Here is a 14,398-nt window from a genome sequence, read left to right on the forward strand (position 1 = left end):
CGCCGATATCATTAGATTGCGCCTATGAGGCGAGGCGATCCACTAAAGATGCCAGAGGAGGGGTACCATGTTTGAACTTTTCGAGAAGGCAGTGCTGACGGCTCTCGGTGCGGCGGCGATCACCCAGAAAAAGGGCGAGGAGATGGTCCAGGAGATGAAGTCGCGCTACAAGATCAGCGAGGAGGAAGGACGGGCCTTCCTTGAGCGGATCCAGGAGATGGCGCGCACCGGGCAGCAAAAGAGCGCCGAGATGGCCGAGACCGAAGTGAAAAAGGCGCTGGACCGGATGGGGATGGTGTCGCGCGAGGAGTTCGAAAAGCTGGAACGGCGCGTGAAGACACTCGAGGCGCTGCAGGCCCAGAGCGCCACCTCGCAGCCGGAGGATGAGTGTTTAGGATAGTAAACATAAACCGCAACGTCAGGAGCATCAGGCGCTACCGCCAGATCATCACCGTCATCGGGGGGTACGGGCTCGGGCATCTGCTCGAGTACCTGAACCTCGGGCAGGTGCTGGACTTCTCGCGCCGGGTCCTGAGGCGTCGCCCCCCGAAGGCCGCCCACCTGTCGGCGCCGGAGCGCCTGCGTCTGGCCCTCGAGGAGCTCGGCACCACTTTCATCAAGTTGGGGCAGCTCCTCTCCACCCGCGCCGACATCATCCCGGCCTCCTTCGTCCAGGAGCTCACCCACCTGCAGGACAAGATCCCGTGCCTCCCCTTCGAGGAGATCAAAGAGCAGATCGAGCACGAGCTCGGCGTCCCCTTGGAGCAGCGCTTCCTGTACGTGGAGCCCGAGGCGATCGCGGGGGCCTCCATCGCGCAGGTGCACCGCGCCACGCTGGTTACCGGCGAGGACGTGGTGGTGAAGGTGAGGCGCCCGGGGGTGGTCGAGGCGGTGGAAACCGACATCGACATCCTCATGGGGGTGGCGCTTCTTTTGGAGCGCCACATGGCCCGCAGCGACATCTACGATCCGGTCGGGGTGGTGCGCGAGTTCTCCTACACCATCAGGCGGGAGCTGGACCTCACCCGCGAAGGGCACGCCATCGAGAAGATCCGGGACAACTTCAAGGGGGACGCCACCCTCTACTTCCCGAAGGTCTACTGGGAGGCGACTTCGAAAGGGGTGCTCACCACCGAGTACGTGGAAGGGATCAAGGTGAGCGACACCGTGGCCATCGAGAAGGCTGGACTCGACGGCCGCGAGATCGCCGCACGCGGTGCCAGGGTCTTTCTGAAGATGGTGCTCGACCACGGCTTCTTCCACGGCGACCCCCATCCCGGCAACGTCCTGATCCTGAAGGACAACGTGATCTGCCTCCTCGATTTCGGCATGGTGGGAAGGCTCGACCCCTCGGTGAAACGCTACCTGACCGACGTCCTCGTGGCGGTGATCAACCGCGACGTCGAGGGGCTCGCCTACGTCATCGTGGAGGCGGGCGACGCCGCCGAGACGGTCAACATGCAGGCGCTCAAGAAGGCGCTCGCCGAATTCATCGACAGCTACTTCGAGATCCCGCTCAAGGAGATCGAGGTAGGGCGCATGCTCATGGAGTTCATCGACCTGATCTCCACGCACCGCATCAAGGTGCATCCGGACCTCACCATGCTGGTGAAGGTGCTGGTGGTGGTCGAGGGGATGGGGCGCCGGCTCGACCCGGACTTCGACATGGTCGGGCACCTGCGTCCCTTCCTGGAGCGCGAGTTCCGCCGGCAACGCTCCCCGGGACGCCTTTTCCACGAGGTGGAGCAGGGGGTCGAGGGTTACCTGACCCTCGCCCGCAACCTGCCGCGCGACGTGAAGGAGATCCTCAACAAGGTAAACCGCAACAAGTTCCGCATCGACCTGGAGCACCGCGGCCTGGACCGCTTCTCCAAGGAGCTGGACCGCTCGGCGAACCGGCTCTGCCTCTCCCTCATCATCGCCGCCCTGCTGATCGGCTCATCCATCGCCATGCAGGGAAACCGCGGCCCGATGCTCTGGGGGCTCCCCGCCTTCGCCTTCTTCGGTTACACCTGCGCGGGCCTCGTCGGCATCTGGTGGATGATCGCCATCCTCCGCTCCGGCAGACTGTAGCAAAAACGCAACACTCCTCGTTGCACTGACACCACAGGCGCATTTTTACCACACCCGTTTTTCCTCCCTCTCCAGTAAACCACCCCGTCTACAAGACCGTAGCAGCGTGCTTTTTTCCAATGAGAAGCACGGCGGCCGATTTGGCGCACAACTTGCTTGATGGTAAGCATACTGATTATCAGGAGCAAGCAGATGATATTCCAACAGACTTTGGGGAACAAGGTAACCTTCAGCGGCATCGGCCTGCACACCGGCAAGACGATCACCATTACGCTGCGCCCGGCGGATCCCGGCACCGGCGTCGTCTTCCACAGGGTTGACCTCACCCCGGCGGTTTCCATAGAAGCACACGCAACGAACGTCGTGAACACGAAGCTGAACACCACCATCGGCAACGGCGAGGCAACCGTCTCCACCATCGAGCACCTGATGGCGGCCCTCTACGGCTGCGGCATCGACAACGCCCACATCGACATCAACGGCCCGGAAGTCCCCATCATGGACGGCTCCGCCGCCCCCTTCATCGCGGCCATTGCCAAGGCCGGCGTGAAGGAGTCGAAAAAGGCACGCAAGTACCTGGTGGTGAAGAAGCCGGTTACCGTCACCGAGGGGGACAAGAAGGCGTCCATCATCCCCTCGCGTCACTACAAGATCTCATTCGACCTGAACTTCCCGCACCCGGCGGTGAAGAGCCAGTCCCGTTCGCTCGAGTTCAGCCAGAGCACCTTCGCCGACGAGTTCGCCTCCGCGCGCACCTTCTGCTTCCTGGCCGAGGTCGAGATGATGAAGGCGCACGGCCTGGCGCTCGGCGGCTCGCTCGACAACGCCATCGTCATCGGCGATCAGGGTGTGCTGAACCCGGAGGGGCTCAGGTTCCAGGACGAGTTCGTGCGTCACAAGATCCTCGATTCCGTAGGGGACATGTCGCTCGCCGGCCACCGCCTGATCGGCCACGTGAAGGCGTCCAAGTCCGGACATGACCTGAACCACAAGCTGGTCATGGAGCTTTTGAAACGTCCGGACTGCTACACCCTGATCGAGTTCACCCCGCAGGCCTTCAACGCCCCCTTCAACATCGCCCTGCCGGAGCTTTCCTGGCTGGAGGCATAGAGGCAGACCGAGGGTCGGATCGAGATCGAGATAAAAAAGAAAGCAGCTCCTTACGGGGGCTGCTTTTCTCGTTTCCAGGACCGTGTCGAAGTGCTTGAAATCCCTAGCCCGTTCGTATAGAGTGGCCTGATGCCAATGTCTGCCAAAAAAGGAGAGCTTCCCCCGCACGGCCAGGGAAGCGATCTTTCCCCCAGCGAGATCAGAAAGAGAAAGCGCGAGGCGGTCATCGTCGTCGTTTCGCTCATCTCGATCGTCCTGCTCACCTACTTCGAGATCCACCTGTCGCGCCTCTCCTCCGAGGTGCCGATGGTAAGCAACATCGTCATCTTCGGCATCATCAACGTCATCATCCTCCTCATCATCCTCCTCGTTTATCTCGTGTTCAGGAACATCACCAAGCTGTTCCTCGAGCGACGCAAGAACACCCCGGGGGCCAAGCTGCGTACGAAGCTCGTACTCGCCTTCGTCACCCTCTCGCTCGTGCCGACCATGCTCCTTTTCTTCGTGTCGGCCGGTTTCATCACCAACAGCATCCAGAACTGGTTCAACAAACAGGTGGAGACCTCGCTGAACGAGTCGATGGAGGTGGCACAGGTCTACTACAAGACCTCCGCGGCCAACTCCCTCTACTACGGTCAGCAGATAAGCGACACCATCAAGGAGAGAAAGCTCCTAAACGACGAGAACCTCCCCCAGTTGAAGGCCCTGGTGCGCCAGAAGCAGGAGGAGTACAACCTGGGCGTCGTCGAGGTCTTCTCGGCGCAGCGCGAGGAGCTCTTCCGCGCCGGGAACCCGAAACTCCCCCTGGGCGAGTTCACCAATCCCTCCTCCGAGGACATAAACGTCGGGCTCGCGGGACAGAAGCTCACCCGGGTGAACGCGATCGGCAAGGCGGACCTGATCCGCGGCATCGTGCCGATCAGGAGCAATTTCAACGACAAGGACGTCGTCGGCGTCATCGTCGTAAACTACTACGTCCCCTACTCCCTCGTCTCGAAGATGCGCGAGATCTCCGCCTCCTACCACGAGTTCCGGCAGCTGAAGATCCTCAAGCACCCGATCGCCACCGGCTACATCCTCACCCTTTTCCTGATCACCATGGTGATCGTGTTCCTCGCGGTCTGGTTCGGGGTGTACCTCGCCCGCAGCCTCACCATCCCGATCCAGGAACTGGCCGAGGCGACCCGGCAGGTTGCGGAGGGGAACCTGGACGTGCACTTAGGCGAGGGAAGCGGCGACGAGATCGGCATGCTCATCGCCTCCTTCAACCGGATGACCGAGGACCTGCGCGCGAACCAGCTCGCCCTGCAGCACACCAACGAGGAGCTGCAAAAGAGCAACATGGAGCTCGAGCAGCGGCGCCGCTACATGGAGGCGGTCCTTGCCAACGTGACCGCCGGCATCATCTCGGTGGACAAGGACGGGCTCCTCACCACGGTGAACAAGTCGGCCGAAAAGCTCCTGCTCATCAACAGCGAGAAGGTGAACGGCAAGAACTTCCGCGAGGTGCTGCAGCCCGAGCACCTGGACATCGTGAAGGGGCTTTTGCGCGACATGGTGCTCCAGAAACACGACTCCATCGTGCGCCAGGTGACCATCCCGATGCGCGACGGCGAGCTCACCCTGCTCACCAACCTGACCGTCCTGAAGGACGAGAACGACGCCTTCATGGGGATGGTGGTCGTGCTCGACGACCTGACCTCCCTGATCAAGGCGCAGAGGATGGCGGCCTGGCGCGAGGTGGCGAGAAGGATCGCCCACGAGATCAAGAACCCGCTCACCCCGATCCAGCTCTCGGCGCAGCGGCTCAGAAAACGCTACCTCTCACGCTTCGAGGGGGAGGAGGAGGTCTTCGACCAGTGCACCGCCATGATCATCAAGTCGGTGGACGAATTGAAGGGGCTCGTGAACGAGTTCTCCAACTTCGCCCGGATGCCGGCCTCGGTCCCGAAGCTAAACGACCTGAACGACATCCTGAAGGAGGCGCTCACCCTCTACGAGGAGGGGCACCGCCACATACGTTTCTCGCTCGACGCCGACGAGAAGATGCCGCCGATCATGCTGGACCGGGACCAGATAAAGCGCGTGGTGATCAACCTCCTGGACAACGCGGTCGCCGCCATCGAGGGTGAGGGAGAGGTCGAACTCGCCACCTGCTACGACAGCACGCTCAAGATGGCCACCTTCACCGTATCCGACACCGGCCACGGCATCCCCGCCGAGGACCGGCCGCGCCTGTTCGAGCCGTACTTCTCCAGGAAAAAAAGCGGCACCGGCCTGGGACTTGCCATCGTGAACACCATCATCTCCGACCACCACGGTTTCATCCGCGCCAAGGAGAACTACCCGAAGGGAAGCCGCTTCATCATCGAGCTGCCTGCCGACGCCTAGCGGCAGGGCACCGGATCGGCCATCACCATTTGCCCCCAAGGACGGCGGGAGGATTGCCGCCGCTTCCCGTTACAGAGATATCGACATGAAACTTAAACGTGTGCGCGCGTGGCTCTTGCCGCTCATCGCAACGATAGTCACCATCGCGGTACTTGCGTCGAGTCTTCTCCCGCGGCTGCTGGACCTCGACACCTACAAGGCCGACATCCTGGCACAGGTGAAGAGCGCCCTGAAACGCGACCTGCAGTACCAGTCCGGCGCCTTCACCGTCCGCCTCACCCCGGCCTTCACCTTCACCGGCGTCACCATCAAGGAGAAGGACGGCAGCTCCGACTTCGCGAGCGCCGACCGGCTCACCGTGCGCATCGCCATCCTCCCTCTTTTAAGCGGCAAGCTCGTGCTCTCCCGCATCCAGCTGGAGCGCCCCGTCGTCCATCTATGGCGCGACCGTCAGGGTGTTTTCAACATCTCCGACATGCTCACCCCAAGCGGCGGCGAGGCCCCGGGCATCAGGCGCGTCGAGCTGAAAAAGGCCAAGATCCGCTTCGCCGATTACGCCTTTTCCGAACAGCCGGTGGTGACCGAACTCTCCGACACCGACCTGCAGCTAAGCCGCATCATCCGCGGCAAGGACTGCGACTTCAAACTCTCCGGGCAGCTCGCCTCGGGAAGGTCCTTGGTCCCCATCGAGCTTTCCGGGGTCGCCGAGATCCCCGCTGCCGGCGCCTCCCTCGGGGCGATGCCGATCCACGGCAAGATCAAGACCGGCCCGGTCGACGTCGGGCACTTCTGGCCCTATTACAGCCGCTTCGTCCCCTTCAAGAGCATGGCCGGCGAACTGGCGCTCGAGGCGAGCATAAAGGGGCGCCTGAACGCCTTCACCGCGAAAAATGAATACCGCTTCACCAGGCTGAACCTCGACTACCCGCAGGTGTTCCACGCCCGGCTCGCCCCGAAGCTCTTCAAAGGTTCCTGTTCCCTGGAACTCAGCAACCGCGACCTCGCCATCGACCACGTGAAGGTCGACCTGGACGGCTTCAAGGTGAGCGGCAAGGTGAAGCTCTCCGACCTTCATTCGGGGGACATCCGCATCACCGCCGAAGCCACCACGAACAGCTTCAACCTGCGCAACTACCGGCAGTACATCCCCTACGGCATCATCGTCGACGACACGTCGCACTTCATCGAGCAGAAGATCACCGGCGGCGTCTACCGCCTGGACCAGGGACGCCTGGACGGCCGGGTGAGCCAGATCCTGCACATGGAGAGGGGACAGAACTACAACGTCCTCTACATAAAGGCGCACGTCGAGGACGGCGTGGTGAACTACGGCTCGGGGATCCCGGTTTTCACCGGCGTCAAGGGGCAGCTCGAACTCTCCGGCAAGGATTTCCTCCTGAAGGGGATGACCGGCCGTTTCGGCACCTCCCCCATGTCGCTCGAAGGGCGCATCACCGACTACCCCCTCGACCACCCGTGCCAGTACCCGTTCACCGCCAAGGTGCAGCCCAGACAGCCGGAGGTGGTATGGCTTTTGGGGAAAGGGATCGCCTCGTTCACGACGAACGGCATCGTGAACCTCAAGGGGGAAGGGACCACCGCGCTTTACCGTCTCTCGGGTGACAGCGACCTCACCACCGCCTCCTACGTCTTCAAGGACCTGGTCGCCAAGCCGGCGGGACGTCCCAACAGCGTCTCCTTCAGCATGGACTTCGACAAGGAAAAGTTCCGCATCACCGCCCTCAACTACCAGCTCTACCCCGCCGCCCTCTCCGCCACCGCGGTGAGCCGCTACGACGGCCCGGTGAGCTTCGACATCCGGACCAACCAGTTCCAAGGCAACGAAGTGGGACAGCTCGTCCCCATGGTGAAGAAATACCACCCGACCGGCCAGGTGCAGCTTGCCCTCCACGCCGCCGGCCCCGACATGGACCGGCTATTCTGGACCGGCAACGTGGGGCTCGCCGGGGTGACCCTGAAGCCCTGGGACAAGGGGAAGCTTTTGACCGGGGTGAACGGGACGGTGAAGATCAACGGCGAGAGCTTCGAGACCTCCCAACTCCAGGTGCGGCTCGGCAGCACGCTCTTTTCCGGGCGCGGCGTCGTTACCGGGATGCAGAACCCGATCTGGCAGATCACCTTCAGCTCCCCGTCGGTCGACCCGGCCGACCTCGGTTACGCCGGCGGTGCTCCGACGCTCCGCGTGGAGCGGGTGCACGGCAGCATCACCCTACACAACGACAGCCTGCAGATCGCCTCGCTTGCCGCCAACCTGGGCAAAAGCTCGCTGCAGTTGAAGGGGAGCGTGAAGGACCTGCAGCACCCGGCAATCGAGCTCCAGGTGAACGCAGGCTATCTCGACCCGGACGACCTCCTGCCGCTTTTCGGCGGCAACCAGGGGGGCGACAGCCGCGTGACGGTGCGCGCCCACGTCACCGCCGCGGAAGGCGCCCTGAACGACTTCCCTTTCCAGCACCTGCGCACCAGCGTCTTCTACGAAAACCGCGTGCTGCAGCTGCTCCCCTTCGAATTCGCCTCCTTCGAGGGAGAGGTGACCGGCAGGCTGCGCACCGAGTTCAACGGCGGGCAGCCGCGGCACGCCCTGTCCTGCAGCGCGCAGAAGGTCTCCGCGGACCGCCTGCTGCACGCGCTCGGGGTGAAGAAACAGCAGGTGACGGGATCGCTGTCGCTGCAGGCCGAGCTGACCGCACGCGGCGAGAGCGGTGCGGAACTGAAAAGGAGCGTCCAGGGGAGTGCCAAGGCCCGCATCGAGCGCGGCACGATCCGCAAGTTCTCGACGCTCTCCAAGGTCTTCTCGATCCTGAACGTCTCGCAGCTCTTCAAGGGGGAGCTCCCGGACATGGTCTCCGGGGGGATGCCCTTCAACAGGATCACCGGCGACATCGCCTTCAACAACGGCATCGCCTCGACGCAGAACCTGTTTCTGGACAGCAACGCCATGAACATCTCGGCGGTGGGAAAGATGGACCTCGTGAAAAACGAGGTGGACCTGAACATAGGGGTCCAGCCGCTGCAGACCGTGGACAAGGTGGTGAGCAAGATCCCCATCGTCGGCTGGATCCTTACCGGCAAGGACAAGAGCCTCATCACCACCTATTTCGAGGCGAAAGGGCGCATCGACGATCCCCAGGTCACCGCGGTCCCGGTGAAGTCGCTGGCGAAGGGGGTTTTCAACATCTTCAAGCGGGTGTTCGAGCTTCCCGCCCGCCTCATCACCGACACGGGAGAGGTTGTCATCGGCCGCTAGCCGGGAAAAGAGGGGCGGTATACCAGACTTTTTTTAGTTGTAAAGTCCGAGACGGTTATGCTAAATTTTGCAGCGCTGTCCATTTCTTAAATCCATCCAACTTGGAGGAAACTGTGAAGAAGACTTTGGTTGTAATGTTGGCAATCGTTGCTGTGGCAGCTGCCGGCTGCAAGAAAAAAGAAGAAGCACCGCAGGCCCCTGCACAGGCACCGGCTGCAGCTCCCGCAACCCAGATGCCCGCAGTCGCTCCGGGCACCGACCCGCATGCCGGCCTGAAACCCCAGGAAGTCAAACCGGGCGCAGGCCACAAGGGCAAAGTCCTTGAGACCATGGACTCCGGCGGGTACACCTACGCACAGATCGAAGAGAAAGGCGAGAAAATCTGGGTTGCTTCCATGCAGACCCCGGTCAAAGTCGGCGACACCATCGAGTTCCAGGACTCCCCGCCGATGATCAACTTCCAGAGCAAGACTCTGAAGCGCACCTTCGACAAGATCATCTTCGCTCCGGGCCTTGCCGTCAACAAGTAGGCCCTCGGCAGAGCAGATTGAAAAAGGCGCCCCCGCAAGGAGGCGCCTTTTTTATTGTTTCCGTTTTCCGCGTTTTCCGCCGCGCCCGCGTGCCGCGAGCGCCGCCCCCTCCAGCGCGGCCTCGTCCTCCGGTGCAAGCTCAAGGGCCCGGGCGTAGTGCCTGGCGGCAGCCTCCCTGTCGCCCGCCGCGAGCGCCAGCTCCCCCAGGGCGAGCCAGGCGGGGAGATGCCCGGGCACCAGTTGCGCGAGCTTTCCGTAACAGCGCAGCGCCCCGGAAAGATCCCCGTCCCGTCCCTGCATGGCACCCATCTGCAGCCATCCCCACGGGTTGTCCGGCTCCTTGCGCACCATGCCGCGGTATATCCCGAGTGCAGCGTCCCAGTCCCCCTCCTGCTCCAACGCCTCCGCCTCCAGCATCTCGGTAACGAAGGAGTATCCGACCACCTTGCGCTGCGCCGCGAATTCAGCACGGGTAAAGGGAGCCTTTTCGCCGGCCTTTTCCAGCGCCTTCAGCATCGCCTGCCGGGAGCGTTCGACGAAGGGGTCCCGGCGCACCAGGAACCCTTCCCCTTCCGGCTCCTCGAAGAGGTGCTCGGGGACCTCGCGCTGCCGCACGGCGCGCATGAGAAGCTCCGTCCCGGGGTAGTAGACGAGCGGGGAGACCTGCCCGTCCTGGGGCTTGATCCGCTCGATGAGCCGCACCGTCTCCTTCAGGTCGGCGTCCCCTTCGCCCGGTATCCCGGTGATGAGGTAGACCGAGAGGTTGATCCCCGCCCGGCGCACCGCCGCCGCGGCACGTTCCACGTCGGCCGGCAGGATCCTTTTCCCGAGCGCCTTCAGCATCTCCGGCGACCCGGACTCGACCCCGAACTGGATGCATTCGCAGCCGGCGCGCTTCATGGCGACGAGCATCTCCTCGTCCACCGCGTTGACCCGCGACTGGCAGTTCCAGAGGATGTGCAGGCGCTCCTCTTCGATGAGCCGGCAGATCTCCATGACGCGCGAGCGGTTGGCGGTGAAGGTGTCGTCACGGAAGGAGAAGTAGATGAGGCCGTAACGCTCCTTGACCAGGCGCAGCTCGCGCACCACCGACTCGGGGGAGCGAAAGCGCACGCCGCGCCCCCAGAAAAGGGGCGAGGAGCAGAACAGGCAGCTGGCCGGACAGCCGCGCGAGGTGATGATGAACTCGAGCTGGCGCCTCAGGTCGACGCCGACCGTTGCACCGAGCTCTTCCGCGGCAAGAGGGAGCGCGTCCAGGGCGGTGATCGCCCCGCGCGGCGCGGTGCGGACCGGCTTCCCCTCTGCGCGCCAGGCGAGGCCGGGGACCGAGGCGAGACATCTTCCCTCCCGGCGGGCCTCCACGAGCTCGAGCAGGGTCTCCTCCCCTTCTCCGAGCACGACGGCATCGATCTCGGGGTACCGCTCCAGCTGTTCCTGCCAGGCATGCGTCGCATGCGGTCCGCCGAGCAGGGTGAAACACCCGGGGGCGATCTCCTTCGCCAGCCGCGCAAGCTCCACGGACTCGCTTCTGTTGTGGGTGAACTGGGAGATGCCGACCAGCTCCGGGGCCGTCCGGCGTACCAAGGCACGGATCGCTTCGGTGGAGAAGGAGGAGAGGTTGGCGAGGGTGACCTCGTGTCCGGCACGCTTCAAGACGGCGCTAAGCGAGAGAAGCCCCACCGGCAGAAGCGAGGTGTACGGGTCGGCGGCCCCTTCCGGATGGCATTTATAGGCGAGGAGTATCTTCATGCTGCGTCCATAAAAAAATCCGGCCCGAGGGCCGGATTCGTTGAATGTTTGTCTGGGACGGGGCTAGTTGCTGGAGAGGCCGTCCTCTTCCATGGCGTTGTCGGAGTTGTCCTCTTCGACACCGAGGATCAGGTCGTCGAGCCTGAAGACTTCCGGGTTCACCTTGGCGATGCGTTTGGCCCCCAGGAACCGGGAGCGGTAGTAGGAGGTATTGAGGGAGGAGATCACCACTTTGCGGTCGCGCGAGGAGGCATGGATCATCTTGTTGTTGCCTAGGTAGATACCGACATGGGAGGGATAAGAAGCGTAGGTGGCGAAGAAGATCAGGTCACCCCTCTGCAGGTCCCCCGGCGCGACGGCGTTGCCCACCTCGAACTGCTCGCGCGCGGTGCGCGGCAGCGATACTTCCAGTTCCTTGAAGACGTGCTGCACGAAGCTGGAACAGTCGATGCCGGAGCGGGAGCTGCCGCCGAAGCGGTAGCGGGTACCGAGGAAGCCGTAGGCGGACTTCTTCAGCTCCTTGATGCTGTCCACCTTCAACTCGGCGTTCTTGGCGAGGTCGACCTGCTGCTCGGGTTCGAGCGTGGCCAGCTCCTGCAGGCTCTGCTCGTAATCCTTCTCGTTGAAGAGGTCCGGATGACGCAGCTGGAGCTTCTTTGCTACCTTGACCTTCGGCTCGTCCGCAGGTGCACTCTCCCTGAGTACCAGCATCTTCCCGGGCTTCACCTTCACGCTGCTGAGGCCGTTCAGCCTCTTCAGTTCGGCAACGGAAACCCCGGTCTTCTTGGCAATGCGGGTAAGGGTCTCGCCTTTTTTCACCTTGTACGTCTTGGCATCGCCGGCGGATGCGCTCTTGCCTTCAGAGACGGAGCGCGGCGGGATGACCAGGAGCACGCGCGGCTTGACGCTGTTGCCCACCAGGTTGTTGGCGGCCTTCAGTTCTTCCACGGTGACGTTGTATTTTTTGGCGAGCGAATATAGGGTTTCGTGCTTTTTTACGCGATGGGTCTTTGCGGCGAAGGCGAGCGAAGGTAGGGAGAGCATGATGATGCACACGGTCAAGAGCTTCAGGCTTCTTATCATGAGTCCTCCTTCATTGTTTTAGAAAAAACAGCGGGTGCGTCAATTTATATAACAAACGGCGCACCCTGTCAACTTTTATGACAACCCTTTACCTCCGTATCGGACGGATGACCAAAACATTTAGGGAGTTATCGCTTGCGCCCCGACGCTTTCGGCTGTTTCTTTTCGGCCGTCACACGCACCAGGGAGCGGTCCAGGTTCACCACCACGACCCCCGGCGGCAGCTTTATCTGGTCCTTGCTGATCTGCACCGTGTTGGTCCCCTCGTGCACCTTGGCCAGGTCGAGATCGACGACGATATCGAGGTTCTTCGGAGAGCCGACCAGGTTAGAGAAGGTCTTCAGTTGCAGGTCGATCTCGTCGGGATAACTGCGGGTTAAAGTCAGGTTCTCCGGGAGGTTGTGGAAGGTGACCGGCGCGGTGACGCTCAGGATCTCTCCCTGCCGGTAGGTGATCAGAAGCCAGCTTGCCACCACGACGCAGAAGATGGCGACCTTGGGCCAGAAGTTGGCGAAGAGCCGCCGGATGATCCCCACCCGCTCCGCCTCGCGCGACAGCGGCTGCAAAAGCGAGGTAAGCCTCTCGTGCAGTTGCGCCTGCGACGCGATCGCCTCGAGCTTTCCGTCCACGGCAAGCGATACCAGCCCGCGCTCCTCGGAAACGACCACTACCGCCGCGTCCGAGCGCTCCGACAGCCCCAGCGCGGCGCGGTGCCGCGTCCCCAGGTGCTGCGGCACCTCCGCACTCACCGAAAGCGGCAGATGGCACGAGGCAAGGGCCACCCTGCCGTCTTTAACGAGGACCGCACCGTCGTGCAGCGGCGCTCCCGGTATGAAGATGCTCGCGATGAGGGAGCCGCTCACCAGGGAGTCCATGGGGACGCCGTGCAGGATGAGATCGTCGAGGAGTTCCTCGCGCTGGAAGACGACCAGGGCGCCGGTGCGCTGGGAGGCCAATGTGAAGATGGTGGCGGAGAACTCCAGAAGGTCCAGGCGGACCGTGCTCTCCTGGTGTTCGAAGAGGTTGCGCAAAAGGCTCAGGCGGTAAAGGGCCTGCCGGATCTCGGCCTGAAAAACTACGATCAGCAGGACGAGGAGCACGGTCCCCAACTCCTGCAGGATCCAGCTGGTCATAAAAAGGCCGAGGCTCTTGGTGACGAAATAGATCACGCCGAGGAACATGAGCCCCATCACGACCTGAAGCGCTTTCGAATTCTTGAACCAGCTGTAGAGCTGATAGACCAGGAAGGTCATGATCAGGATGTCAGCGATGTCCTGGGGCCTGATTTGCGGGAACAACAGGTGCCTCCTTGGGCGGCGCGGACGGATGGGCGTGCGGCGGCGGGGCGCGGGCGGTGAGGCGATAGCGGCCGCTTTTTGCTGGCATGCCGGTGCGCTTTGTGTTAAGAATCAAGCCTTGCGCTGGGCTCTCCCACAGGGAAGAGGCTAGATTTTATAGCATTTCACGGACGAAAAAGGTAGGGAAAATGTACGCATTGTCGGAGAAGGGTGAACGAATTCGCGCCATGTTCGGGAGCATCGCCCCGCGCTACGATCTGTTGAACAGACTGCTGTCGCTCGGGATCGACCGGCGCTGGCGTCGTTTCGCGGTAGGCAAGATCGGTGTGAAGGGTCCGGGCAAGGTTCTCGACGTCGCCACCGGCACCGGCGATGTCGCCCTCGAGATCGCCTCGCAGACCCCCGCCTCCGTTGAAATCGTCGGCATCGACTTCACCCCGGAGATGATCGAGCTCGGGCGCGTCAAGGTGCAGCAGTCGCGCCACGCGCAGCGTATCCAGCTCCAGGTCGCCCCCTGCGAGGACATCCCGTACGAGGACGGCACCTTCGACGCCGCCACCATCTCTTTCGGGATCCGCAACGTCGTGGACCGCATCAAGGGGCTCACCGAGATGCACCGCGCCCTCAAGGCGGGGGGCAGGATCGTCATCCTCGAGTTCTCCACGCCGACCATGCCCGTCTTCAAGGATCTGTACCATTTCTACTTCCTGAAGGTGCTCCCGAGGATCGGCGGCGCCTTCTCCCGCTTCAGCGCCTACCAGTACCTCCCCGACTCCGTGCTGGAGTTCCCCTCCCGCGACGAGTTCAAGGGGATGATGAGCCAGGTGGGGTTCAAGGACGTGCACCACTTCGACCTGACCGGCGGCATCGCCACGGTCTACGTGGGAACCAAATAG

At 62.7% G+C, this 14,398-nt stretch carries 10 protein-coding genes; 7 read left to right on the top strand and 3 right to left on the bottom strand.

Annotated features, from left to right (window positions below):
- Window positions 1–67: 67 nt before the first annotated feature.
- The 6 genes from D6Z24_RS19925 (at window position 68) to D6Z24_RS19950 (ending at window position 9,372) form a co-directional block, all read left to right on the top strand.
- Entirely contained in the window at window positions 68–400 is a 333-nt protein-coding gene (locus D6Z24_RS19925) for a phasin family protein (protein WP_129128367.1), read from the top strand.
- On the top strand, window positions 388–2,073 hold the full coding sequence (locus D6Z24_RS19930; RefSeq protein ID WP_129128368.1) for an ABC1 kinase family protein: 1,686 nt from the start codon (window positions 388–390) through the stop codon (window positions 2,071–2,073). The genes D6Z24_RS19925 and D6Z24_RS19930 overlap by 13 nt, the downstream gene beginning before the upstream one ends.
- 192 nt (window positions 2,074–2,265) lie before the next feature.
- The gene (gene lpxC / locus D6Z24_RS19935; RefSeq protein ID WP_129128369.1) at window positions 2,266–3,183 is read left to right on the top strand and encodes a UDP-3-O-acyl-N-acetylglucosamine deacetylase; all 918 of its coding nucleotides are present in this window, start codon (window positions 2,266–2,268) and stop codon (window positions 3,181–3,183) included.
- Window positions 3,184–3,312: 129 nt separating this feature from the next.
- Entirely contained in the window at window positions 3,313–5,574 is a 2,262-nt protein-coding gene (locus D6Z24_RS19940; RefSeq protein ID WP_129128370.1) for a sensor histidine kinase, read from the top strand.
- Between the two features lie 85 nt (window positions 5,575–5,659).
- Window positions 5,660–8,842, top strand: a complete 3,183-nt coding sequence (locus D6Z24_RS19945) for a DUF3971 domain-containing protein (protein WP_129128371.1) — start codon at window positions 5,660–5,662, stop codon at window positions 8,840–8,842.
- 113 nt (window positions 8,843–8,955) lie between these two features.
- Window positions 8,956–9,372 carry a hypothetical protein gene (locus D6Z24_RS19950; RefSeq protein ID WP_129128372.1) on the top strand — a complete coding sequence of 139 codons (417 nt, stop codon included), beginning with the start codon at window positions 8,956–8,958 and terminating at the stop codon, window positions 9,370–9,372.
- A 51-nt stretch (window positions 9,373–9,423) separates the two neighbouring features.
- Here the strand turns inward: D6Z24_RS19950 and D6Z24_RS19955 are convergent, their stop codons facing one another.
- From D6Z24_RS19955 to cdaA, 3 genes are all read right to left on the bottom strand, one after another.
- On the bottom strand, window positions 9,424–11,121 hold the full coding sequence (locus D6Z24_RS19955) for a B12-binding domain-containing radical SAM protein (RefSeq protein ID WP_129128373.1): 1,698 nt from the start codon (window positions 11,119–11,121) through the stop codon (window positions 9,424–9,426).
- A gap of 63 nt (window positions 11,122–11,184) precedes the next feature.
- On the bottom strand, window positions 11,185–12,204 hold the full coding sequence (locus D6Z24_RS19960; RefSeq protein WP_129128374.1) for a C40 family peptidase: 1,020 nt from the start codon (window positions 12,202–12,204) through the stop codon (window positions 11,185–11,187).
- Between the two features lie 128 nt (window positions 12,205–12,332).
- Entirely contained in the window at window positions 12,333–13,502 is a 1,170-nt protein-coding gene (gene cdaA, locus D6Z24_RS19965) for a diadenylate cyclase CdaA (RefSeq protein ID WP_129128375.1), read from the bottom strand.
- Between the two features lie 188 nt (window positions 13,503–13,690).
- On the opposite strand from cdaA, the gene ubiE reads away from it, so the two are divergent.
- Complete coding sequence (gene ubiE, locus D6Z24_RS19970; protein ID WP_129128376.1) at window positions 13,691–14,398, top strand: bifunctional demethylmenaquinone methyltransferase/2-methoxy-6-polyprenyl-1,4-benzoquinol methylase UbiE; 708 nt, start codon at window positions 13,691–13,693, stop codon at window positions 14,396–14,398.

This window comes from Geomonas oryzae (genome assembly GCF_004117875.1).
Lineage (GTDB): Bacteria > Desulfobacterota > Desulfuromonadia > Geobacterales > Geobacteraceae > Geomonas > Geomonas oryzae.